Origin of the sequence: Pseudomonas sp. NPDC087185 (assembly GCF_044744955.1) — a bacterium.
Taxonomy (GTDB): domain Bacteria; phylum Pseudomonadota; class Gammaproteobacteria; order Pseudomonadales; family Pseudomonadaceae; genus Aquipseudomonas.
Genome location: NZ_JBIUZK010000003.1, coordinates 234539 through 256989, shown reverse-complemented (window position 1 = coordinate 256989; position 22451 = coordinate 234539). Strand labels below are relative to the sequence as shown.

General features: G+C 65.0%; 20 protein-coding genes. 8 read left to right on the top strand and 12 right to left on the bottom strand.

The genetic code is table 11. From position 1 onward, the window contains the following. Nucleotides 1-3: 3 nt before the first annotated feature. On the top strand, nt 4-426 hold the full coding sequence (gene madL, locus ACIPIJ_RS11415; protein ID WP_401076375.1) for a malonate transporter subunit MadL: 423 nt from the start codon (nt 4-6) through the stop codon (nt 424-426). Between the two features lies 1 nt (nt 427). Further along, nucleotides 428-1192: a malonate transporter subunit MadM gene (gene madM / locus ACIPIJ_RS11410; RefSeq protein ID WP_401076373.1), complete on the top strand. Its 765-nt coding sequence runs from the start codon at nt 428-430 to the stop codon at nt 1190-1192. Between the two features lie 114 nt (nt 1193-1306). Here the strand turns inward: madM and ACIPIJ_RS11405 are convergent, their stop codons facing one another. Beyond that, complete coding sequence (locus tag ACIPIJ_RS11405; RefSeq protein ID WP_401076371.1) at nt 1307-2218, bottom strand: LysR substrate-binding domain-containing protein; 912 nt, start codon at nt 2216-2218, stop codon at nt 1307-1309. Nucleotides 2219-2341: 123 nt separating this feature from the next. Between ACIPIJ_RS11405 and ACIPIJ_RS11400 the strand changes: the two genes are divergently transcribed. From ACIPIJ_RS11400 to ACIPIJ_RS11390, 3 genes are all read left to right on the top strand, one after another. Further along, nucleotides 2342-3190, top strand: a complete 849-nt coding sequence (locus tag ACIPIJ_RS11400) for a helix-turn-helix transcriptional regulator (protein ID WP_119687137.1) — start codon at nt 2342-2344, stop codon at nt 3188-3190. A 67-nt stretch (nt 3191-3257) separates the two neighbouring features. After that, a complete protein-coding gene (locus tag ACIPIJ_RS11395; RefSeq protein ID WP_401076369.1) occupies nt 3258-4748 on the top strand; it encodes an aldehyde dehydrogenase in 1491 nt (496 codons plus the stop codon). Between the two features lie 22 nt (nt 4749-4770). After that, a complete protein-coding gene (locus ACIPIJ_RS11390) occupies nt 4771-6153 on the top strand; it encodes an aspartate aminotransferase family protein (protein WP_401076367.1) in 1383 nt (460 codons plus the stop codon). 66 nt (nt 6154-6219) lie between these two features. On the opposite strand, the gene ACIPIJ_RS11385 is transcribed toward ACIPIJ_RS11390, so the two are convergent. The 3 genes from ACIPIJ_RS11385 to ACIPIJ_RS11375 form a co-directional block, all read right to left on the bottom strand. After that, nucleotides 6220-8220 carry a U32 family peptidase gene (locus tag ACIPIJ_RS11385; protein ID WP_401076364.1) on the bottom strand — a complete coding sequence of 667 codons (2001 nt, stop codon included), beginning with the start codon at nt 8218-8220 and terminating at the stop codon, nt 6220-6222. A gap of 205 nt (nt 8221-8425) precedes the next feature. Then, entirely contained in the window at nt 8426-10525 is a 2100-nt protein-coding gene (locus ACIPIJ_RS11380) for a TonB-dependent receptor family protein (RefSeq protein WP_401076361.1), read from the bottom strand. A 68-nt stretch (nt 10526-10593) separates the two neighbouring features. Further along, on the bottom strand, nt 10594-10953 hold the full coding sequence (locus tag ACIPIJ_RS11375; protein WP_401076358.1) for a RidA family protein: 360 nt from the start codon (nt 10951-10953) through the stop codon (nt 10594-10596). Nucleotides 10954-11103: 150 nt separating this feature from the next. On the opposite strand from ACIPIJ_RS11375, the gene ACIPIJ_RS11370 reads away from it, so the two are divergent. Then, nucleotides 11104-11799, top strand: a complete 696-nt coding sequence (locus ACIPIJ_RS11370) for a tRNA (adenine(22)-N(1))-methyltransferase (protein WP_401076355.1) — start codon at nt 11104-11106, stop codon at nt 11797-11799. Between the two features lies 1 nt (nt 11800). On the opposite strand, the gene ACIPIJ_RS11365 is transcribed toward ACIPIJ_RS11370, so the two are convergent. Beyond that, entirely contained in the window at nt 11801-12076 is a 276-nt protein-coding gene (locus ACIPIJ_RS11365; protein WP_401076353.1) for a DUF2790 domain-containing protein, read from the bottom strand. Between the two features lie 124 nt (nt 12077-12200). On the opposite strand from ACIPIJ_RS11365, the gene ACIPIJ_RS11360 reads away from it, so the two are divergent. Then, a complete protein-coding gene (locus ACIPIJ_RS11360) occupies nt 12201-13133 on the top strand; it encodes a LysR family transcriptional regulator (protein WP_401076350.1) in 933 nt (310 codons plus the stop codon). 119 nt (nt 13134-13252) lie between these two features. Here ACIPIJ_RS11360 and ACIPIJ_RS11355 read toward each other — a convergent pair whose 3' ends face one another. The 3 genes from ACIPIJ_RS11355 to ACIPIJ_RS11345 form a co-directional block, all read right to left on the bottom strand. After that, entirely contained in the window at nt 13253-13804 is a 552-nt protein-coding gene (locus ACIPIJ_RS11355) for a YbhB/YbcL family Raf kinase inhibitor-like protein (RefSeq protein ID WP_401076347.1), read from the bottom strand. A 48-nt stretch (nt 13805-13852) separates the two neighbouring features. Continuing rightward, nucleotides 13853-14164, bottom strand: coding sequence for a hypothetical protein (locus tag ACIPIJ_RS11350; protein ID WP_401076345.1), 312 nt, complete (start codon nt 14162-14164; stop codon nt 13853-13855). Between the two features lie 183 nt (nt 14165-14347). Next, on the bottom strand, nt 14348-15652 hold the full coding sequence (locus ACIPIJ_RS11345) for an MFS transporter (protein ID WP_401076342.1): 1305 nt from the start codon (nt 15650-15652) through the stop codon (nt 14348-14350). A gap of 433 nt (nt 15653-16085) precedes the next feature. On the opposite strand from ACIPIJ_RS11345, the gene ACIPIJ_RS11340 reads away from it, so the two are divergent. Continuing rightward, nucleotides 16086-16961, top strand: a complete 876-nt coding sequence (locus ACIPIJ_RS11340) for an AEC family transporter (protein ID WP_401076339.1) — start codon at nt 16086-16088, stop codon at nt 16959-16961. Between the two features lie 53 nt (nt 16962-17014). On the opposite strand, the gene ACIPIJ_RS11335 is transcribed toward ACIPIJ_RS11340, so the two are convergent. The 4 genes from ACIPIJ_RS11335 to ACIPIJ_RS11320 all read right to left on the bottom strand — a co-directional run bounded on the left by ACIPIJ_RS11335 (nt 17015) and on the right by ACIPIJ_RS11320 (nt 22446). Further along, nucleotides 17015-17647, bottom strand: a complete 633-nt coding sequence (locus ACIPIJ_RS11335) for a hypothetical protein (RefSeq protein WP_401076336.1) — start codon at nt 17645-17647, stop codon at nt 17015-17017. Between the two features lie 132 nt (nt 17648-17779). Further along, nucleotides 17780-18916 carry an HlyD family secretion protein gene (locus tag ACIPIJ_RS11330; protein ID WP_401076333.1) on the bottom strand — a complete coding sequence of 379 codons (1137 nt, stop codon included), beginning with the start codon at nt 18914-18916 and terminating at the stop codon, nt 17780-17782. Next, nucleotides 18913-20562 carry an MFS transporter gene (locus tag ACIPIJ_RS11325; protein WP_401076330.1) on the bottom strand — a complete coding sequence of 550 codons (1650 nt, stop codon included), beginning with the start codon at nt 20560-20562 and terminating at the stop codon, nt 18913-18915. The genes ACIPIJ_RS11330 and ACIPIJ_RS11325 overlap by 4 nt, the downstream gene beginning before the upstream one ends. 129 nt (nt 20563-20691) lie before the next feature. Continuing rightward, nucleotides 20692-22446 carry an L-lactate permease gene (locus tag ACIPIJ_RS11320; RefSeq protein ID WP_401076327.1) on the bottom strand — a complete coding sequence of 585 codons (1755 nt, stop codon included), beginning with the start codon at nt 22444-22446 and terminating at the stop codon, nt 20692-20694. Nucleotides 22447-22451: the final 5 nt, after the last annotated feature.

Genomic DNA, 22451 nt, shown 5'->3' with positions numbered 1-22451 from the left:
ACAATGATCATCTATGGTGTGGCTCTGCTGGCCGTGTGCACGCTTGCCGGCGTCATCGTCGGCGACTTCCTGGGCGTGCTGCTGGGCGTGAAATCCAATGTGGGCGGGGTCGGCATCGCCATGATCCTGCTGATCTGCGCAAGGCTGTACATGCACCGGCATGGCGGCATGAGCAAGGAGTGCGAATTCGGTGTCGGCTTCTGGGGCGCAATGTACATCCCGGTGGTGGTGGCCATGGCCGCCCAGCAGAACGTGGTCACCGCCCTGCACGGCGGGCCTGTGGCGCTGCTGGGCGCCGTCGGTGCAGTGCTGGTGTGCGGGCTGACCATCGCCCTGATCAGCCGCAGCCACCGCGGCGAACCGCTGCCCGCGCTCGATGAACCCCCCGCCAACACTGCGCAGGTAGCCCCTGCAGGAGGTCGCTGACATGTGGCCACTGATTGACAATGCCCTGGAACACAACGGCCTGATCACCGCCTTCGCGGTGGTGGGCGGGATCATGTGGTTGTCGGTGCTGCTGTCGAAGTACCTGACCTTCGGCCGGGTGCACGGCTCGGCCATCGCCATCGTCATCGGCCTGGTGCTGGCCTGGGTCGGCGGCACCGTGACCGGCGGGCAGAAGGGCCTGGCCGACATGGCGCTGTTCTCGGGCATAGGCCTGATGGGCGGGGCCATGCTGCGCGATTTCGCCATCGTCGCCACGGCGTTCGAGGTGCAGGCCACCGAAGCGCGCAAGGCCGGCATGATCGGCGCGATCGCGTTGCTGCTGGGGACTGTGCTGCCGTTCATTGTCGGTGCGGCCGTGGCCTACGCCTTCGGTTACCGTGATGCGGTGAGCATGACCACCATTGGCGCCGGTGCGGTGACCTACATCGTCGGGCCGGTGACGGGGGCGGCGCTGGGTGCGAGTTCGGATGTGATGGCGCTGTCGATTGCCACCGGGCTGATCAAGGCGATCCTGGTCATGGTGTTCACGCCGGTGTCGGCACGCTTGCTGGCGCTGGACAACCCGCGCTCGGCGATGGTCTTCGGTGGCTTGGCCGGGACGGTGTCGGGGGTGACGGCGGGGCTGGCGGCGACGGATAGGCGGTTGGTGCCGTATGGGGCGCTGACGGCGACCTTCCATACTGGGTTGGGGTGCTTGATGGGGCCTTCGATTCTGTATTTCTGTGTTCGAGGGCTGGTGGGCTGACCTCCTGGGCTGCTGTGCAGCCCATCGCCGGCAAGCCGGCTCCCACACGTACAGCACCGTCTTCAAGGCTGTGATGATACCTGTGGGAGCCGGCTTGCCGGCGATAGGGGCACCTCAATTCTCCCGACTGTACATCCGACATTCAGCCAGCAACGCCAATAGATTCGGCTCCCGCTCCCGAGCCTTGAGAAACACCACCCCGATATGCTGCTGCAACCGGTACCGCGCCTGCAGCGCAATCAGCTTCACGCGGTTTTCGTACACCGCCGCAATACGCCCCGGCAGCAGGGCAAAGCCCACCCCCGAGCTGACCATGCTCAGCAGCGTGAAGATGTCGTTCACCTGCATCGCCACCTTCGGCTCGAACCCCGCCTGCTGGAATACCCGTGCGCCATCGCGGTGGGTGGCAAAGCCTTGGGTCAGGGTGATGAAGGTGGAGTCGGCCAGGTCCGCCAGGTCGACTTCCTGCTGCTCGGCGAACGGTGAGTCGGTGGGTACGGCCAGGAAGATGTCATCCGAGAATAACGGCAACTGCTCGCAGGCAGGATCTGCCACGCTCTCGTCCAGCGACACCAGCACCGCTTCAAGTTCATGGTTTTTCAGGCGCTGCAGCAAGTCGACGTTCGAACCCAGGGTCAGGTCGATGTTCAGCTCGCTGCGCCGCAGCTTCAAGCCCATCACCAACTTCGGCACGGTTTTCACGGTCAGCGAATACAGCGCCCCCAGGCGGAAACGCTCGGCGTAAAAGCCCGCCGCTTCGCGCGTCTGGCGCACCATCTGCTCGGCATCCTGGATCAGCTGGCGGGCCTTCTTTTCCAGCACATAGGCGCTTTCCAGCGGAATCAGCTGGCGGCCCTCGTGCTTGAACAACGGGCAGCGCAGGGCGCTTTCCAGTGAATGGATGGCCCGGTGCACACTGACCGCGCTGGTGGACAGCTCGGCGGCGGCGCGACCAAGGTTGCCGCTGCGCATGAAGGCGAGGAAAGTCTCGAGCTTTTTCAGGGTCAATTCTTCGTCGATCAGCATGGCAGGGCCCTGAAATGAAGGTGCTGCAGAGCATGCCACAACCTCACCCCGAAGGGTGATGGCCGGCCCCGGCAACCCATGCAAGAATCCCAGCCATGACCACCCTGGCATGGGACCACGACAATGAGCAAAGACCGGCTGAAATCGCCCGACTGGTACGCGCAGATGGCCCGTGTCATCGACGCCCAGGGCACGCCCGGCTTTGTCGAGGCGCTGTTCGCCGCGCTCAAGTTGCTTGCACCGTGCCAGGCCATCACCGTGTTCCTCTATCCGCGCAAGGGCCTGCCCTCGGCGCTGTTCGTCAAGGACGAGGAGGGCCCGTGGTTGCCGGAAGGCAACGTGCAGCGCTACCTCGAAGGCTATTACCTGCTGTGCCCGTTCTACCGGGCCTGCATGGACGGCGTGGCGGCCGGTTGCTTTCGCCTCAGCGACGTCGCCCCCGACCATTTCAAGCGCAGCGAGTATTACCTGTCGTTCTACCAGCACGCGCACCTGGAGGACGAGCTGAACTTCATCGTCCCGCTGGACGAGCACCTGACCATCGCTGTGGCGTTGGCCAGCACCCGCCGGCTGGACCGCCAGCAGGTCAGCGACCTCAAGTGCGTGGCGCCCTGGGTGGTGGCCGTGGTGCGCCGGCAGTGGAGCCACCTGGATGTCGACGCGGTAGGTGGGCGCTTCGAGAGTGCCCTGGGTAGGCAGATCAACGCCGCGTTGAACAACTTCGGCTCGTCGCTGCTTACCGAGCGCGAATGCCGCATCGCCCAGTACCTGCTGCGCGGCCACTCGACGCGTTCGCTGGCCGAGCGCCTGGGCATCAGCGAAGACACGGTCAAGACCCACCGCAAGAACCTCTACACCAAGCTCGACATCGCCAAGCAGTCCGAGCTGTTCTCGCTGTTCATCGATTCCCTGGCTCAGGCCCAGGAAGGCTTGAGCAAGGACCCGCTGGAAAGCTACCTGCGAAGGCGCTGATTCCGCCCGCGCGACACCTCATTCGAACAACAATCCGGCCGCCCGCGCGGCCGCAAGGGAGACCTGCGTGCATACGAAAAGCGATTGGCAGCAGCGCGCTGCACGGCAAAGCTTCATCACTACCGCAGTAGTCGACGGCCGCCCGCTGGCGGCGCAGTCCGGGGCGACCTTCGAGGCCATCAACCCGGCGACCCACCAACGGCTGGCCCAGGTTGCCGCTTGCGGCGATGCCGAAGTCGACCAGGCCGTACGCTCGGCGCGCCGCGCTTTCGAGCAAGGCCCTTGGGCGCGCATGGCACCTGCGGCACGCAAGCGTGTGCTGCTGCGCCTGGCCGAATTGATGATGGCCCACCGCGAAGAGTTGGCGCTGCTCGATTCGTTGAACATGGGCAAGCCGGTGATGGACGCCTACACCCTCGATGTGCCGGGCGCCGCGCACGTGTTCGCCTGGTACGGCGAAGCGCTGGACAAGGTCTACGACCAGGTCGCGCCAACCGCCGACAATGCCCTGGCCACGGTCACCCGTGAAGCGCTGGGCGTAGTCGGCGCGGTGGTGCCGTGGAACTTCCCGCTGGACATGGCCGCCTGGAAGGTCGCCCCGGCCCTGGCCGCCGGCAACAGCGTGGTGCTCAAGCCCGCCGAGCAATCGCCGTTCTCGGCCCTGCGCCTGGCCGAGCTGGCCTTGGAAGCGGGCGTACCGGAAGGCGTGCTCAACGTGGTACCGGGCCTGGGCGAAAGCGCCGGCCGTGCTCTGGGCCTGCACCCTGATGTCGACTGCCTGGTGTTCACCGGCTCCACCCAGGTGGGCAAGTACTTCATGCAGTACTCGGCGCAGTCCAACCTCAAGCAGGTGTGGCTGGAATGTGGCGGCAAAAGCCCGAACCTGGTGTTCGACGATTGCCAGGACCTCGACCTGGCCGCTGAAAAAGCCGCGTTCGGCATCTTCTTCAACCAGGGCGAAGTGTGCTCGGCCAACTCGCGGCTGTATGTGCAGCGCTCGATCCACGACGCATTCGTCGAGCGCCTGCTGGCCAAGGCCCGCGACTGGCTGCCCGGCGACCCGCTGGACCCGGCCAGCCGCGCCGGCGCGATCGTCGACGGTGCGCAGAGCGCGCGCATCATGGCCGCCATCGAGCAAGCCCAAGGCGACGGCGCGCGCCTGCTGTGCGGTGGCCAACGCCTGAGCTTCAACGGCTCGAACAACTTCATCGCCCCGACCGTGTTCGCCGACGTGCACCCTGGCTCGGCCCTGGCCCGCGAAGAAGTGTTCGGTCCGGTGCTGGCGATCACCGCCTTCGACGACGAAGAGCACGCTGTGCGCCTGGCCAACGACAGCGTCTACGGCCTGGCCGCTTCGCTGTGGAGCGACGACCTCAACCGCGCCCACCGCGTCGCCCGGCGCCTGAAGGCCGGCACGGTCTCGGTCAACACGGTCGATGCCCTGGATGTGGTGGTGCCGTTTGGCGGCGGCCGCCAGTCGGGTTTTGGCCGCGACCTCTCGCTGCACGCCTTCGACAAGTACACCCAGCTCAAGACCACCTGGTTCCAGCTGCGCTGACCCTCAATCCCGGAGAACAACCATGAACGCTCCTTTCCAGCCGCAACGCGACACCCGCGACTACCAGGCCAGCGACGCGGCCCACCACATCCACGCGTTCCTCGACCAGAAGGCGCTCAACGCCGAAGGCCCGCGGGTGATCACCCGGGGTGAGCGCCTGTGCCTGTGGGACAACGACGGCCGCCGCTACCTGGACGGCATGTCCGGCCTGTGGTGCACCCAGCTGGGTTATGGCCGCAAGGACCTGACCGCCGCCGCCGCCGCGCAGATGGACCAGCTGGCGTACTACAACATGTTCTTCCACACCACCCACCCGGCGGTGATCGAGCTGTCCGAATTGCTGTTCAGCCTGCTGCCCGGGCACTACAGCCACGCGATCTACACCAACTCCGGCTCCGAGGCCAACGAGGTGCTGATCCGCACCGTGCGCCGCTATTGGCAGGTGGTCGGCCAGCCGAACAAGAAGATCATGATCGGCCGCTGGAACGGTTACCACGGCTCGACCCTGGCGGCCACGGCGCTGGGCGGCATGAAATTCATGCACGAGATGGGTGGGTTGATCCCCGATGTGGCGCACATCGATGAGCCGTACTGGTACGCCGAAGGCGGCGAACTGTCGCCGGCCGAGTTCGGCCGCCGCTGCGCCTTGCAGCTGGAGCAAAAAATCCTCGAACTGGGTGCCGTGAACGTCGCAGGCTTTGTCGCCGAGCCATTCCAGGGCGCGGGCGGGATGATCTTCCCGCCAGAAAGCTACTGGCCGGAAATCCAGCGCATCTGCCGCCAGTACGACGTGCTGCTATGCGCCGACGAAGTGATCGGTGGCTTTGGCCGTACCGGCGAATGGTTTGCCCATGAATACTTCGGCTTCGAGCCCGACACGCTGTCCATCGCCAAGGGCCTGACATCGGGCTATGTGCCCATGGGCGGCCTGGTGCTGAGCAAGCGTATCGCCGAAGCATTGGTGGAACGCGGCGGGGTGTTCGCCCACGGCCTGACCTATTCCGGCCACCCGGTGGCGGCGGCGGTGGCCATCGCCAACCTCAAGGCCCTGCGCGACGAAGGCATCGTGCGCCAGGTCAAGGACGATACCGGGCCTTACCTGCAGCGCATCCTGCGCGAGACGTTCGCCAACCACCCGTTGATCGGCCAGGTGCAGGGCACGGGGCTGGTGGCGGCGCTGCAGTTTGCCGAGGACAAAGGTAGCCGCAGGCGCTACGCCAACGAGAATGACCTGGCCTGGCAGTGCCGCACGTATGGCTTCGAGGAAGGGGTGATCATTCGCTCAACACTGGGGCGGATGATCATGGCGCCGGCGCTGGTGGCCACGCATGCTGAGCTGGATGAGCTGGTGGAGAAAACGCGGATTGCCGTGGACCGCACGGCGCGGGGGTTGGGGATTCTCTGAGGCGTAAAGGGGCCGCTTCGCGGCCCTATCGCCGGCAAGCCGGCGATTGGCCTTACAGACAAACCCTCAATGCGGTGCGCGCGGGATGGTCTTGAGCAGGTCTTCCGGGCTGATGTGCCCGACCACCTGGGCCACCGCGCTGCCGGGTGTCGGCAGGTCGATGATGTGGCCCTTCATCTTGCCGATCACATGCATCTCGCACGGCTTGCAGTCAAACTTCAGGGTCAGCACTTCATCGCCCTGAATCAGCTGCATCGGCGCTACCTTGGTGCGCACGCCGGTCACGCCCTTGGCCTGCTTGGGGCACAGGTTGAACGAGAAGCGCAGGCAGTGCTTGGTGATCATCACCGGCACTTCGCCGTGCTCCTCGTGCGCTTCATACGCCGCGTCGATCAGTTGCACGCCGTGGCGGTGGTAGAAGTCGCGGGCCTTCTGGTTGTACACGTTGGCCAGGAACGACAGGTGCGACTCGGGGTACACCGGCGGCGGCGTGGTTTCGGCCTTGCGCCCGCCACGCGGGTGGGCCTTGATGCGTGCCTCGGTCAACGCCTCGATCGCTTCGCGGCGCAGCGCCTTGAGCTGCGAGTTGGGGATGAAATACGCCTGCGGTGCGTCCAGCTCGATGCGGTTGGCGTGGTACATCGTGGTGCCCAGCTGACCGAGCAGGTCGTGCAACTGGTCCAGCGCCTGCTGCGGTTTGTTGGCGGCGCCGAACGGGCCGTCCAGCGCTACCTGCACGCTGATGCCTTCTTCGCTGCTGACGCTGAGCATCAGGCGCTGCTCGGTGAGCACGGCGTGCCATTCCACACCGATGCGGCGTTCTGCCGACGTACGTTGCAGTGCCTGCTGCCAGTTGTGGTCCAGGTTGCGCGACAGCGGATGGTTCGGGCGCAGCTTGTGCAGGCCCTCGGGCATCTCGTTGGGCTCGACCCGGTAGCGGTAGCGCTTCTGGCCGTCCTCTTCGAACTCGCCGCGCGGCTCGGCGATGTTGGCACGGAAGCCCACCACCTCACGTTTGACCAGCACGTTGAGGCCGTCGCCGTTGGTCAGCGGCACTTCGGTGACCACCTGCATGTCGCGCTTGCCGACTTTCTCCACCACACCCACCGGCAGGCCGGTGAAGGTTGGCGAGTCGAAGGCGCCGATATCGACCTTGCGGTCGGTGACGAAGTAGTCGGTGCTGCCACGGTGGAAGGTCTTGTCCGGGTCGGGCAGGAAGAAGTGCTCGGTGCGGCCGCTGGAGGCGCGGGCGAGGGCCGGGCGGTCTTCCAGAATGGCGTCGAGCTCTTTGCGGTAGTGGGCGGTGATGTTCTTCACATAACCCATGTCCTTGTAGCGGCCCTCGATCTTGAACGAGCGCACGCCAGCGTCGACCAGGTCACGCAGGTTGGCGGTCTGGTTGTTGTCCTTCATCGACAGCAGGTGCTTCTCGAACGCCACCACACGGCCCTGGTCGTCCTTGAGCGTGTACGGCAGGCGGCAGGCCTGCGAGCAGTCGCCCCGGTTGGCGCTGCGGCCAGTCTGTGCATGGGAGATGTTGCACTGGCCGGAGAAGGCCACGCACAACGCACCGTGAATGAAGAACTCGATGGCCGCGTCGGTTTCGGCGGCGATCGCGCGAATCTGCTGCAGGTTCAGCTCACGGGCCAACACCAGCTGCGAGAAACCGGCCTGGTCGAGAAACTTGGCCCGCTCCAGGGTCCGGATGTCGGTCTGCGTGCTGGCGTGCAGCTCGATCGGTGGGATATCCAGCTCCATCACGCCCAGGTCCTGCACGATCAGCGCGTCGACGCCGGCGTCGTACAGCTGGTGAATCAGCTTGCGCGCCGGTTCCAGCTCGTTGTCATGGAGGATGGTGTTGATGGTGGTGAACACGCGCGCATGGTAGCGCCGGGCGAACTCGACCAGCTCGGCGATTTCGCCCACTTCGTTGCAGGCGTTGTGGCGCGCGCCGAAGCTCGGGCCACCGATGTAGATGGCATCAGCGCCGTGCAGGATCGCTTCGCGGGCGATGGCCACGTCACGGGCAGGGCTGAGCAGTTCCAGATGATTTTTTGGAAGGGACATGTCGTTATTAGGTTCGGGCTGTCACGGTAGGGCGGCATTGTACCGGGGAAATGGGTGGGTGGCATGCTTTGGGTGCCCGGAGGTGTGTTGCAAGCATCGGCCTCTTCGCGGGTAAACCCGCTCCCACAGGATTAACGCATGCCGCAGGCCTGCGGGGTATCAGTGGGAGCCGGCTTGCCGGCGATTGGGGCGCAAGGCGCCCCGGTCAGAACTGATACTCCATCCCGGCACCCGCATACCACGACCGCCCCGGTGCGGCTTCGTAGTAACGACCATTACCGTCACCCACGATCACCGACCCCACATACTGCCGGTCCAGCAGGTTGTCCAACCGCACCAGCTGGTGGAACGTCCACGGCCCTACGTGCTGCTCGAAGCGTGTTCGCCAGTTGAACACCGCATAGCTCGGTGCGGCGTGCTGGTCGTTGGTGTCTTCGACATACACCTTGCTGCGGTACTGCCCCTCGACGCCCATGCTGATGCCGTCACGCGGCTTCCACACCAGTTCGCCGAACAGGCTGCTGCGCGGTACGCCCGGCAGCTGGTTGCCCTTATCGATGGTGGTGCTGCCCTGGCTGAAGGCTTCGTCGTAGCTGGCATCGAGCAGGGTATAGGCCAGGTTGGCCTGCCACTGTTCGTTCAGCTCGCGCTGCACGCTCAGCTCGAAGCCGCGGCGCAGGGTCTTGCCGGCGTTGCGGTAGCTGGTACGACCACCTTCCGACGCCGCCACGACAATCTCGTCCTCGGTGCGGATCTCGAAGATCGCCGCATTGATCCGCGTGCGTTCGTCCGGGCGGGCCTTGATGCCCAGCTCGTACTGGGTGCTGGTGGCCGGTTCCAGGCCGAAGTTGAAGCCTTCCAGGGCGCCCGGCGCGTAGGCCATTTCGGCCTGGGTCGGAGTCTCGAAGGCCTTGCCGGCGCTGATGTAGCCGTGCAGGTCAGGGGTGAAGGCGTACATCACCGACAAGGTTGGCGTAGTGCGCTGGTATTTCTTCGAGCCGCTGGCATCGCCGTTGGACAGGAAGCGGTCGTCCACCTGCATTTCCATGCTGCTATGGCGCAGGCCGGCGTCGACGGTCCAGCGGCCCAGTTCCCAATGCGCCTGCACGTATGGGTCAAGGCTGGTGGCGGTGTCTTTTTCGTCGCGGCGCAGTTCGCCTTTCACCCCCAGCGTGTCGCCGCTGAAGTTCTGGAAGCCACGGCGGTCATCGCGGCTGCGGTCGTAGTCGGCGCCGAAGGTCAGCGTCAGGTTGCCGGGGGCGGCGCTGATCGGCTGGATCCAGCGCAGGGTGCCGCCGTGGAATTCGCGGTCGAAATCGACCACGCCGCCGCCCCGGTTGTTCGCGGGCGTGCCCTTGGGGATCGACAGGTACTGGATCACGCTGCGCTTGCCGGCATACAGGTTGAACTGCAGGGTTGCCTCGCCGAAGTAACGCTCGTAGTTCATGCCCACCTGCTGGTGGTGGATGCTCTTGCGGGTGTTGTATTCCTCGGCGCGTGACGACACCGAGCGCGGGTCATGCTTGTAGGCGTCCCAGGTCTGGCCGAGCGGGTCTTCAGTGCCGTTCTGCTCAAGGGTACTGAAAATCAGTGCCAGGCGGCTGTCTTCATCGGGCTTGACGTGCACTTTGGCGAAGGTCTGGTCGCGGCGCGCGGAACTGTGGTCGCGGTAGCCGTCGGTGTCCATGCGCGAGGCATCGACCAGGAAACCGGCCTGTTCGCTGCCGCCCTCGCTGTACACGTGATTCTTGTTGAAGCCGTCGCTGCCGAAGGTGGTTTCGGCGCCGACCTTGGGCGGCCCGGCGCCATCGCGGGAAAACATCTGGATCACGCCACCGGCATTACTGCCGTAGATCGATGACGCGGGGCCGCGCAACACTTCGATGCGCTCGGCCACATCGAGGTTGAGCGATGCCGCCTGGCCCTGGCCATCCGGGGTGCTGGCCGGGATGCCGTCGCTGAGCAGCTTGATGCCACGGATGCCAAAGGCCGAACGGGCGCCATAGCCCCGCGAGGAAATTTGCAGGTCCTGGGCGTAGTTCTGGCGGTTCTGTACCACCAGGCCGGGGACGCGGTTGAGCGCTTCGGACAGGTTCACACCCAGCTGGCCATCGGCGATCTGGCTGCGCTCGACGGTGTCGATGGAATAGGGCAGGTCGAAGCTGGTGTTGGGGGCGTAGGTGCCCGTGACCACCACCGGTTCAAGCAGGTTGAAGGGGGTGGCGGGTTCGGCGTGGGCGGCTGAGCACAGGCCAAGCGTGGGCACCAGGGCGCGGACTGCCTTGTGGCAAAAACGGTGAGACATCGGGGGCAGCATTCCTGCTTGGGTTGGGGCCGCTTCGCGCCCCCAAAGATCTTAAGGCAACGGCGTTATCAGCCCTTGGCCGCCATCGCGGTCACTTCCACGCGCATTTGCGGGTAAGCCAGTGCAGCCACGCCTACCGCAGCACGTACCGGCCAAGGCTTGCTGAAAAAGCGCTGGTACACCTCGTTGAACGCTGCGCGGTCGGCCATGTCGGTCAGGTAGATGGTCAGGTGCATGACACGGTCCATGCCGCTGCCGGCCTTTTCCAGTGCCTCTTTCAGCGCCTGCAGGGTACTTTCGCTCTGCTGGACGATGTCGCCGTCGAGGTCGGCAGGGATCTGCGTGGTGACCAGGATGCCGTTGTACTCGGCGACGTCGGATGAAATGGACTCGGCATCGGAATCCGGGGTGAAGATGAGGTTTGCCATGGGAGGTTTGCCTTGCAACGGAAGGAAAGGCGCAAGCCTACGCGAGCGCGGCGCAGGGGTCGAGCCGCAGGGCACCGTCTGGCCTGCGCGCATTGTAATGGCGCGTCATGGCGGTCAAAATCGCGCCGATAGTAGAGCAAGGGGTGTGAGTTGAACGAACAGACATTGTCGATGCGCCTGGAACGTGTGGCGGCGCATGTGCCGCAGGGCGCGCGCCTGGCCGATATCGGCTCGGACCACGGTTACCTGCCGGTGGCCCTGGCGCTGCGTGGCTTGATCGAAGCGGGGGTGGCCGGGGAAGTGGCGCAGACGCCTTATGCGTCAGCCCAGCGCAACGTGCGCAGGAACGGCCTGCAGGAGCGCATCACCGTTCGCCTGGCCGATGGCCTGGCGGCGATCGACGCGCAGGACCGCATCACGGCGGTCAGTATCTGCGGTATGGGCGGCAAGACCATGTGCGCAATCCTCGAACAAGGCAAGGCACGCCTTAGCGGCCGCGAGCGCTTGATCCTGCAACCCAATGGCGAAGAGCGAGCGCTGCGAGGCTGGCTCATGGAGAACGGCTACCGGATCGTGAACGAAGAGCTGTTGCGCGAAAATCGCTTCGACTACGAGATCATCGTGGCCGAGCCGGACGGCGCGGTGGCCTACAGTGAAGAAGAGCTGTATTTCGGCCCGCTGCTGATGCGTGAGAAAAGCCCGGCATTCCTCATCAAGTGGCAACGCATGTTGCGCCAGAAGCAACAGAGCCTGGTCAACTTCGAACGTGCCCGGGACACGGTCCCGGAGGAAAAGCAGCGCGTATTTGCCAAACAGGTCGGGTGGATCACCCAGGTGCTGGCCTGAATCACATCTGCGAGCAGTTACCCATCTCGCGGTAGTTGACCTCACGGGTCTGGCCTTGGTGGTCGACGTAGACCATGTGCGCGGTGCCGATCTGGCAGTCGGCAATGTTGCTGGCCGGGGTGATCGAGATGACCTTGGCCACGTCCAGTGGCATGCCGTATTCGTAGTTCGCGCTGCTGTTGGCAACTGGCTGGCTGACGGCCTGGTCGGCGAAGGCACCGAACGAAGCGAAGGTGGCAGACAGTGCGAGCAGGGCGATCGAGCGTTTGAGGTTCATGGCAGGCTCCTTTTTCGATGTTTAACCAATGATGTATTCATTGGCTATGCACAATAAAGGGGCTAAGCCGTGATAGATTCCTGCCTGGAACGCACGAATAAGAACGCACAAGGAGCTCATCCCCATGGACATGCTGCATGCCATGCGTACCTTTGCCAGGGTGGTGGAGTGCGGCAGCTTTGCCGCCGCTGCCAATGCCCTGGACATCTCTGCCGCGCAGGTGTCGCGGATCGTCGCCGAGCTTGAAAACCAGCTGCAGACCCGCTTGCTGCACCGCACCACGCGGCGCCTGCGCATGAGCGAGGCGGGCGAGCGCTTCCTTGAGCGTGCGCGGCAGATCATGCTGCTGACCGAAGAGGCCGTGGGCGAGGCCCGTGGCGCCCACCTTACGCCGCGGGGCCGGCTGCGCCTGCATTGCCCGCATGGGTTGGGCATGCTGCTGATGCCACTGGTGGCCGGCTACAACGCGCTGTGCCCGGAGGTGGTGATCGAGCTGACCCTGTCCCAGCGCAACCCCGACCCGCTGGCCGAGGGGCACGACGTGGTGATCACCGTGGACGAAGCCTTGCCCGACTCTCAATTGATCGCCGTGCCACTGGGCAAGATCTTCAGCATCCCCTGCGCGGCGCCCAGTTACCTGCAAGCCAATGGCGTGCCCCAGCGCCCGCAAGAACTGCATGAACACCGCTGCCTGCGCATGGCCTACCCGATGTACGAGGGCGACTGGGTATTCCCGGAAGGTCTGGACCATTGCGTGATAGCGCCGCGCGACAGCTTCCTGACCAATGTCGCCGATGCGATGCTGGTGGCCAGCGAGCTGGGCATGGGGATTGGTTTGCTGCCCTTCTACACGGCCAGCCAAGCGATCGAGCAGGGGCGCTTGCGACGGTTGTTGGCCCCTTACCGGTTACGGGATAGCGCGTTGTATGCGATCTATCCGTCACGGCATTATCTGGATGCCAAGGTGCGGACCTGGATCGACTACCTCAAGGAGCAGCTACCAGCATTGTTTGCGGGCCATGAGCGGATTGTCGATGATCCGCAGTATTGGCGGTGAGTCGGTAACGGCCCTTTCGTGGTGCAAGACCGCTCCCACAGGCTCTGCGCCGGGTTCATAAAGGCGCACAACCTGTGGAGGGTATGGCTCGTCCCGCGAAAGGGCCAGCGGAGCCAACTTCAATGCCCATACCTGCCCACCAGGCTCTGCGCCCCCAGCGCATGCCCTTGCAGTAATTCCATCAACCCATTGCGATCCAGCCCTTCGGGCAATGTTCCGATGGGTATATCCGTGGCGATCAAGGTCAACGCGTAGTGATGCGGATTGTCACCCGCCGGTGGGCAAGGCCCCCGGTAGGTGAGGGTGCCACGCGAATTGCGTCCTACGGTCACGGCTTGAGTGGTCAAGGCGAACTTGCCTTCTTCCAACCCATCGATTGCAGGGTCGATGTTGTAGGCAAGCCAATGCACCACGCCAGTGCCTTTGCCACCGTCCGGGTCGAACATCACCAGGGCCAGTGAGCGCGTGCCTGCCGGCAGGTTCTTCCAGCTCAACTGCGGCGTACGCTCTTCACCCGCACCGCAGGCCGGGTCGGGCCCGACCTGTTGCAAGGCGATCACGCCGCCATCGGTGAAGGAAGACGAGCTGATCGACAACGCACCGGAGCCGTTACCGGCCGCCAATGCGGCAGTCGGCAGCAGGGCGGCAAACAGCAAGGGCTTGAGGTTCATGGCGATTCCTTGGCGGGGCGATTGGCCGCAGTGTAGTCCAGGCTGCCGTCAGCGGCTGTCCTGGTCCTCAGCGGTGCCACCGCTCTGTCCCGCGCCGGAGCCTGTCGCTTCACCGGTGCTGTTTGAACCGCCCGCAGCACCGTCGGCAGCATCGCTGCCGGTGTCGGCGCTGTCGTTGTCCTGGCCACTGCCGGGGCTGTTGACGCTGCTGCCTTCACCGGCGGTCTTGCCGCCTTGCTGGTCGGTTTTCGGGTAGGCGTCGGTGTTGGTATCGGAAGTGTCGGAGGCGGCGAAGCTGGTGGCCGAGCCGAGGCCCAGGGCGAGGGTGAGCAGCAGCGGTAGTGGGCGAATGCGGATCATGGCGAATCTCCTGAGCGGATGATCTGTCATTCGTTTGGCTGGTGTCGGGTGGCAGGGTGCCCTTTGGGCGACGGGCGGTTAGATAAAAGCGGGGCCGCTGTGCGGCCCAATCGCCGGCAAGCCAGCTCCCACAGATAAGGGCGCCGGCTTGCCGGCGATTGGGCTGCGCAGCAGCCCCGATTTTCAATGCGCTTCTGCGCGGGGTGCGGGCGCTTCGGCAGGCTGCAGCGGTGGATGCTCCTGCGGATGTTCCTGTGCGGCATGCATCAGGTCTTCGGTCACCCGCAACTCGGCGCCGGTTGGCGAGAAGGTGGTCGAAGCGGTGAACGGCGCCGGGTGCTCCGCTGCCGGGCGTTTGCCGCGGCGCCACAGGAAGAAGCACACCATGCCCAGGTTGACCACGGCAAAGGCCCAAAACAGACCGGCTTCGCCAAACTCGGTCATCGCCGGGGAAATGGCCAGCGGCGCCATGGCCGAGCCCAGCGAGTTGATCAGCAGCAGGCCCTGGATCATCGGTACCAGCGCATCCGACGGCGCGCGGTCGGCGGCATGGCTGACCGCTACCGGGTACAGCGTGAACACGCCGCCACCGAGCAGGAACAGCATCGCCGGCAGCAACGCAGACTGCGAAGGCAGGAACACAGTGACCAGCGACAGCAGCACGCACAGCGCGGCCAGGGCGATCAGCACGTCCTGGCGGTCCTTGCGGTCGGACCAGCGCCCCACCGGGTACTGCAGCAGCATGGCGCCGAGGATCACCCAGGCCATCATGTTGCCGACCTCACCCACGTCCAGGCCGATACGCTGCAGGTACAGCGGCAGCAGGGCATAAATGCCGGCGATGGCCACGCCCGAGCCGAAGCACCCGACCAGGCCCGACGGTGCAACGCCCAGCAATTGACGTGGCTTGAGCGGCTCGACTTGCTCCAGCAGCGGCGACACCCGCGGCAAGATGACAATCGGCAGCACCGACAGCGCAGCCAGCATGCCGGCCAGCATGAACGGTGCGCTGTCGCCCAGGTGGGTGATTTCGCCCAAACAGGCCTGGGCGATCACGCCGGCGCCGTAGAAGGCGATCATGTACAGCGCCAGCAGGCGCCCACGGATCTTCGCGTCGCCGGCCAGCAGCAGCCAGCTCTCGATGACGAGGAACACGCCGACTGCGGCCCAGCCGTTGATCAGGCGCAGGATCGACCACCAGGTAGTGTCGTAGAACACCCCTTGCAGCAGGATGGTGGCGGCAATCAGCGACGCGAAACTGGTGTAGGCGCGGATATGGCCGATGCGCAGGATCAGGCGGTCGTTGAAGATCGCGCCGAGGGTCAGGCCAAGGAAGTAGCTGGACGAGACGATACCGATCATCGTCGCCGATTCACCGGCAGCGCCCAGGCGCAGGGTGGTCAGGGAAGACATGAAACCATTGCCCAGGGCGATGATGAACAGCCCGAGCAGGGGCGCCAGCGCCATGGCCAGCAAACGCGCAGACATACATACCTCAAGTTGGAGTGGCGGTTGGGAACGCCTCTTCGAACGCGCACGCCAAACAGGCCCGAAGAGGGCCAAAGGCTGCACGGGTGTGCCTGGGCTGGATGCGACCTGGGCAAGACTCAACCGCTGGACCCTGTAAAAGCGGGCCGCGCGGGTCGGTTGAGCCTATTTCACATGGATGGGCATGTGGTCAGGCACGGACTCTGTCGTTGCTGCCGGTTGCCACCGTTCAAGGCGACGGGCGAAAAGGAGGCGCGATTCTACGGCCTTCGCGGGGTTTGCCCAAGGGGGTGTTGAGTGCGACGGGACGCCGCAGGTCGGAATAAGACGGCTTTGTCCCTGGAGCCGATATCGAGCAGGGCTGCAAAGCAGCCCCGGACTGTTGAAGCCTGCGGCATACTGTCGCCCAACGCTCCAAGGAAGGCCCATCCCCATGCTCGCCTCACTGTTCGCCATCCTGGCCCCGGTCTTCATCGTCGCCGGCATCGGTTACGCCTGGGCACGCAAAGGCCTGGACTATCCCACCGCATTCGTCGCCAGGATGGTCATGACCGTCGGTACGCCCTCGCTGGTGCTGTCGACCCTCAGCCGCACCGAGCTCGACCCGGCGGCGTTCACCAGCATGGCCATAGCCTGCCTGCTGTGCACGCTGGGCATGGCGCTGGCCGGGTGGCTGGTGTGTCGCGCCTCGGGCCAGCACTGGCGCGTGTTGTTGCCGGCCTTCATGTTCCCCAATACCGGCAACATGGGCCTGCCGATCAGCCTGTATGCCTTCGGTGAACACGGCCTGGCGCTGGCCGTGGCGTTCTTCCTGACCCTGTCGATCGTGCAGTTCACGATCGGCATGGCCATTTCCGGGACAGCGGCTTCATTCAAGGCGCTGCTGCGCAACCCCATCGTCATTAGCCTGGCTGGCGCCATGCCGATCATCTTTCTCGACTTCGAGTTGCCGCGCTGGTTGGCCAACACGGCAGACCTGCTGGGCGGCATGTCGATCCCACTGATGCTGCTGACACTCGGTGTGTCGCTGGCGAGCATTCGCCCGCAGCACATTGGCAGTGGCCTGCTGTTGGGCGGCCTGCGCATTGTGCTGGGGGCAGCGGTGGGGTGGGCGGTGGGTGCCGCGCTGGGGCTTGAGCAGATGGAGCGGGCGGTGCTGGTGCTGCAGTCGGCAATGCCGGTGGCGGTGTTCAATTACCTGATGGCGGTGCGGGCCAACCGCGAGCCGGAACAGGTGGCGAACCTGGTGATGTGCTCCACCGTGCTGTCGTTTGCCTGGTTGCCGCTGGTATTAGCCTTGTGGATGTGACTGCCCCGGCCGCTTCGCGCCGAACCGCCGCAAAGAGGCCGGGACAGACAACATCATTTATCGAACAAGCGCTCGTGCACCCAACCCTTGTTGGTCAGCACCATCACCCGCGTTTCTTTGGCCGGCGTGTCGTTGGTGGCCACGGCCTCGCCTAGCTTGCGAATGTTGGCCTTCACTTCCTGGCTAGCCGCCCAGTCCGGCAATCCTGTGATCTTGTAGGCATAGGTCACGTCGGAAATGGTCTGCCCCATCGTCTCGCCTGGCTCGGTGAAGCGCTCGATCGCCGTCACCTGCGCCTTGCCGAAGCACAGCCCGCCACGGGTGGTGCCGTTGAGCATCTTCTGTGCGTCGGCCTTGTAGTATTTGCGGCCTTCGTCGGTCAGGTCGTAGGCGTAGTAGATGTCCGTGCGGGCCTTTTGCCACAGGCGTTCCGGCACTTCGGTGCGGGAGATTTCCTTTTCACTCACCACCCCGACCTGGGCCAGGGCATGCAGCGCCTTGTTGGTGCCGTTGGTGTCGAAGTCCTGGGTCTGGGTGGGAAAAGAACTGACCACGAAGCATTGCGGGTACTGGGTGTCGAGGTAGGCTTGCGCGGCCTTCTTGAAACTGGCTTCGCTGGTGTCCACGGTGTCCGAGCAGCCTGCCACGGTGGCCAGCAGCGCCAGCGGTACGATCTTCCTGTACATGATCAAGCGTCCTTGGATTGCGAAGATAAAACCGGTGGGTCGGAATTAGAACCCACGGGTTAGAGCGGCGCAATCGTGGCAGGACGGCATCTCGACACGGTTCTCAAAAACGCATCGCCGTGAATGCAAGCCTTATTGGGGCTCAGCACGGGTATCGATGCTGACCACCACCGACATCCCGGGCCGCAAACGCTTGGCTTGCGGCTGGTCGGCATCCACGGTGATCCGCACCGGTATGCGCTGGGCGATCTTGACGAAGTTGCCGGTGGCGTTGTCGGCCTGCAGCAAGGCGAATTCGGAGCCGGTGGCCGGCGAAATCTGCTGCACATGGCCGCGCAACTTCAGGTGGTTGAGCGCATCGACGGTGAAGGTTGCCTGCTGGCCGATGCGCACATCGGCCATCTGGGTTTCCTTCATGTTGGCGATCACCCACAGGGTGTCCGGTACCAGTGCCATCAGTTGCGCCCCGGAGTTGACGTAGGCGCCCAGACGCGTGCCGATCTGCCCCAGCTGGCCATCGCGTGGCGCCGTCACCCGGGTGTTGTCCAGGTCGATGCGGGCCAGCTCTACCGCCGCCTTGGCGTTTTCCACCGCCGCCTCCAGCGCCGCGCGGTTGACGATCACCGTCTCGCGGTCCTGGCGGGCGATGGCCAGCGCGGCCTTGGCCTGGGCCAGGGTGGCGATGGCGGCAGCCTGGCTGGCGCGCGCCAGGTCAAAATCGCTGCGGGACACCGAACCATCACTGACCAACGCCTGGCTACGGCGCAAGTCGGCGCGGGCTTTGTCGGCCTGGGCCGCGGCATCGCCAATGGCCGCCTGGCGTTGGGCGATGGTGGCCTCGGCGCTGTTGCGCTGCTGCAGGTTGTTGGCCAGCGCCGCCTGCTGCTGCTGCAGCTGGGCGATGGCCTGGGCCAGGCGCTGCTTGTAGATGCGGTCGTCAAGCTGCACCAAGAGGTCGCCGGCCTTGACGAACTGGAAGTCATGCACCGGCACATCAACGATATAGCCGCTCAGTTGCGGCCCGATGATCGTCACCTGGCCGCGTACCAGGGCGTTCTCGGTGCTCTCGATGGCACTGCTGAACGGCGGCAGGCGCCAGGCATAGAGCACCAGCAGGATGCCGGCCAGGGCAACGCTGGCGAACATGACCGATGACAGGATGCGCACCCGCCGCGAGCGCACCGGGCTGGTCGGCTCGCTGGGTGGGGTGGCGCCTTCCGGGGTTTCGGCAATGGCGGTGGTGGTCGTGGTGCGGGTTTCGTCGGTCATCGGCTGGCAGTACCGCGGGTGGCGTCAGGTGAAGCGGCCTGGCGGGCGGTGTACCACAGCCAGGAACCGCGTATGCAAATCCAGATCATGGTGAGCACGGCAATGCTGCCGATCAGCACGAACACATCGTTGTAGGCCATCACGTTGGCCTCGCGTGTGGCCGCGCTGGCCAGCACACGCATGCCGGCCTCGCTGCGAAGGGCCGGGTCGGCAAGAATGCCGGCGTAACTACCGCCGCCGCTTTGCACGCGGGCGTTGACCAACGGTTCAAGGAAGCTCAGGCGGTCCATCAGGTGGCTGGAATGAAACTTTTCGCGCCAGGTCTGGAAGGTGCCCAGTAGCGCGGCGCCAATCAGCCCGCCGAGGTTGTTGCAGATGCCGAACAGCACCGAAAAGCTCACCAGGTTGCGCGGGTTGGCACGCACGTGGCTGATTCCCAGGGCCATGGACGGGCCGAGGAAGAAGGTGCTGCCGAAGGCCAGCAGAAACTGGCTGAGGTACATCTGCGCCGGGCGGGTCAGGTTGCTCGAGCTGCTGTCCATGAACGCCCCGGTGGCCATGGCCAACAGCGAGATGAACAGCGGGATCACCAGGTGGTTGGGGTTGATGGTCAGGGCGCTGCTGGCCAGGCCCGCCACCGAGCCCAGCAGCATGATCCAATACAACGTGCGCATCTGCTCGCTGCCCATGTTCAGCACTTGCAGAAAACCCACGGCGCCGGTGGATTGCTCGGAGGTGACCATGCGGATGAGGATCACGCACAGGCCCAGGCGGATGATCGCGCCGCTGCCCAGCCAGCGCGTCATCAGCAGCGGGTTCTGGCGGTTGTGCTCGATGGCCAAGCCACTGAACACCAGGGCGATGGAGGCCGCCAGGGCAATGCCGATCCACGGCGCTTCCAGCCACCAGTCGATGCGCCCCAGCGACAGCGCGGCGCAGAGCAGGGCGGTGCCGCTGGCCATCAGGGTAAAGGTCAGAAAGTCCAGCGGCTCGAAGGTTTTGAAGCGATCGCCCGGGGGCAGCTTGAGCATCAATACGCAGCCCAGCGCGGCCAGCGCCAGGCCCAGTTCGAACAGGTACAAGCCGCGCCACTCGGCGATCTGCAGCAGGTCTTCAGAGAAGATCCGCGCCAGTGGCAAGGCCAACTGCGAGGCGCCCAGCCCGAGCACCATGGCCTTTAGCCGCCACTGTGCCGGGAATGCCTGGATCATGTAGTACAAGCCCAGCGAACTCAGCGCCGCGCCTACCATGCCGTGGGCTGCCCTTACAGCGATGGCCGAGTTGAGGTCGTTGACGAACAGGTGGGCAAAGGTGACCAGCGCGTAGAGCACCAGGAACACCTCGGTGAACGCGCGCAGGCCGAACTGCTGGCGGAATTTGACCAGCAGCAGGTTGATCGACACGTTGGTCATCACGTAGGCGGCGGGCAGCCAGGCCATTTCTGCGGTGGTCGCGCCAAGGGCACCCTGCAGGAACACCAGGTTGGCGGTGACCAGCGCGTTGCCCAAGCCGCCAGTGATCGCCACCAGCAGGCCGACCACGCCGAACGCCAGGCGCTTGGCCGGGGCGTGCAGGGGCGTGGAAGGGGAGCCGGGCAGGCTGGGCTGTTCGTGCGGGAGCCACTGGCGGGGGGCGTATTTGTCCATGGGGCAGACTGTACGTGGCAGCCCTATCGCCGGCAAGCCGGCTCGCACAGGTACTGCGCAGGTTCAAGAACCAAGGCGTGCCTGTGGGAGCCGGCGTGCCGGCAAAGGGGCCAGTGTTGGCTCAGCGAATCAACCACCCACCACCATCGACGTGAACGGCGCCACATAAGCCTGCAAGGTCACCAGGCAACCTACCAGAATCGCCAGAATGATCGAGTGGAAGAACACATAGCGCAGGATTTCCCCCTCATGCCCGTACCAGCGAGTGGCCGTCGAGGCCACGACGATGGACTGCGCATCGACCATCTTGCCCATCACCCCGCCCGAGCTGTTGGCCGCCGCCATCAGTACCGGGCTCAGCCCCAGTTGCTCGGCGGTAACGCGCTGCAAACCGCCGAACAGTACGTTGGAGGCCGTGTCCGAGCCGGTCAGCGCCACGCCCAGCCAGCCGAGCAGGGTGCCGAACATCGGGTAGAAGATGCCGGTGGCAGCGAATGCCAGCCCCATGGTCGCGTCCAGGCCCGAATAACGCGTGAGGAACCCCAGCGCGAGCATGGCGACGATGGTGATCAGCGAGTAACGCACCACCCACAACGTGCGCAGGTACTGGCGGGCCAGCTCCAGCGGCGAGTAGCCCATCAACAGGCCGCCGAGGATCGCGGCCAGGAAGATGCCACTGCCGGTGGCGGTGAACCAGGTGAACTTGTACTGGGCGTCCTCTTTTTTTGGCGTGGCCACCACCGGCGGAACTTTTTCGATCTGCTGGTGGATGGCGTCGAAGGTGAACACCGGCGCGAACACCGGGTTGGCCTCGCGCAGCGGCTTGCCCTGCGGGTCGAGCATGGCTACACCGCTGGCCGGGTCGAGTGCCGCGCGGGTGTCGAAGAGGTTCTTGAAGCTCGCGGTGCCCCAGGCGAACACGAACACCGTCAGGATGATCCACGGCATCCAGGCCTTGAGCACGCTGCGTTGGTCGGCCTGGGAAAAGGTGGTACTGGCGCCTGGCCGGTCGTCCGGCTCGACCTTGGAGTTGTCGACACGCCCGGTCAGCGCCGCCGAGGTGTGCACGGTGGCTGGCTTCCATACCCGCAGGAAGCCGGTCAGGCAGGCCATGGAAATCAGCGCGGCGATCACGTCCACCAGCATCGGCCCGTGGTAGTTGGAGACCACGAATTGCGGCACCGCAAAGCTCACACCGGCCACCAGAATCGCCGGCCACACTTCGAGCATCTTGCGCCAGCCGGCGAAGGCCCAGATCAACCAGAACGGTACGATCACCGAGAAGAACGGCAGTTGTCGGCCGACCATGGCTGACAGCTCCATTTCATCCAGCCCGGTGACCTTGGCCAGGGTGATGATCGGTGTGCCCAGCGCGCCGAAGGCCACCGGCGCGGTGTTGGCGATCAGTGCCAGGCCCGAAGCCGCCAGCGGCGAGAAACCCAGGCCGATCAGGATCGCCCCGGTCACCGCCACCGGCGTGCCGAAGCCCGCCGCGCCCTCGAAGAAGGCGCCGAAGCAGAAGGCGATCAGCAGCAGTTGCAGGCGGCGGTCGTCGGTGATGCGTGCCAGCGAGTCCTGCAGCACCTTGAACGAGCCGTTCTCGGTGGTGAGCCGGTGCAGGAAGATGATGTTGAGGACAATCCAACCGATCGGTAGCAGCCCGTTGGCCGCGCCGTACAGCGCCGCAGAACCCGCCATGCTGGCGGGCATGCCGAAGGCGACGATCGAGATCAACAGCGCCGACCCCAGGGCGAGCAGGGCGGCGATGTGGGCTTTTATATGGAAGAAGGCCAGTGCTGCCAACATGACCACTACCGGGACAGCGGCCATGAGGGTGGAGAGCACGGGGCTAGAGAACGGATCGTAGATTTGCTGCCAGACCATTTGCC

Bases quoted from the DNA above. Each gene is read 5' to 3' on its own strand.
- madL (WP_401076375.1), top strand. From the start codon at position 4: ATGATCATCTATGGTGTGGCTCTGCTGGCCGTGTGCACGCTTGCCGGC.
- madM (WP_401076373.1), top strand. From the start codon at position 428: ATGTGGCCACTGATTGACAATGCCCTGGAACACAACGGCCTGATCACC.
- ACIPIJ_RS11405 (WP_401076371.1), bottom strand. From the start codon at position 2,218: ATGCTGATCGACGAAGAATTGACCCTGAAAAAGCTCGAGACTTTCCTC.
- ACIPIJ_RS11400 (WP_119687137.1), top strand. From the start codon at position 2,342: ATGAGCAAAGACCGGCTGAAATCGCCCGACTGGTACGCGCAGATGGCC.
- ACIPIJ_RS11390 (WP_401076367.1), top strand. From the start codon at position 4,771: ATGAACGCTCCTTTCCAGCCGCAACGCGACACCCGCGACTACCAGGCC.
- ACIPIJ_RS11385 (WP_401076364.1), bottom strand. From the start codon at position 8,220: ATGTCCCTTCCAAAAAATCATCTGGAACTGCTCAGCCCTGCCCGTGAC.
- ACIPIJ_RS11380 (WP_401076361.1), bottom strand. From the start codon at position 10,525: ATGTCTCACCGTTTTTGCCACAAGGCAGTCCGCGCCCTGGTGCCCACG.
- ACIPIJ_RS11375 (WP_401076358.1), bottom strand. From the start codon at position 10,953: ATGGCAAACCTCATCTTCACCCCGGATTCCGATGCCGAGTCCATTTCA.
- ACIPIJ_RS11365 (WP_401076353.1), bottom strand. From the start codon at position 12,076: ATGAACCTCAAACGCTCGATCGCCCTGCTCGCACTGTCTGCCACCTTC.
- ACIPIJ_RS11360 (WP_401076350.1), top strand. From the start codon at position 12,201: ATGGACATGCTGCATGCCATGCGTACCTTTGCCAGGGTGGTGGAGTGC.
- ACIPIJ_RS11355 (WP_401076347.1), bottom strand. From the start codon at position 13,804: ATGAACCTCAAGCCCTTGCTGTTTGCCGCCCTGCTGCCGACTGCCGCA.
- ACIPIJ_RS11350 (WP_401076345.1), bottom strand. From the start codon at position 14,164: ATGATCCGCATTCGCCCACTACCGCTGCTGCTCACCCTCGCCCTGGGC.
- ACIPIJ_RS11345 (WP_401076342.1), bottom strand. From the start codon at position 15,652: ATGTCTGCGCGTTTGCTGGCCATGGCGCTGGCGCCCCTGCTCGGGCTG.
- ACIPIJ_RS11340 (WP_401076339.1), top strand. From the start codon at position 16,086: ATGCTCGCCTCACTGTTCGCCATCCTGGCCCCGGTCTTCATCGTCGCC.
- ACIPIJ_RS11335 (WP_401076336.1), bottom strand. From the start codon at position 17,647: ATGTACAGGAAGATCGTACCGCTGGCGCTGCTGGCCACCGTGGCAGGC.
- ACIPIJ_RS11330 (WP_401076333.1), bottom strand. From the start codon at position 18,916: ATGACCGACGAAACCCGCACCACGACCACCACCGCCATTGCCGAAACC.
- ACIPIJ_RS11325 (WP_401076330.1), bottom strand. From the start codon at position 20,562: ATGGACAAATACGCCCCCCGCCAGTGGCTCCCGCACGAACAGCCCAGC.
- ACIPIJ_RS11320 (WP_401076327.1), bottom strand. From the start codon at position 22,446: ATGGTCTGGCAGCAAATCTACGATCCGTTCTCTAGCCCCGTGCTCTCC.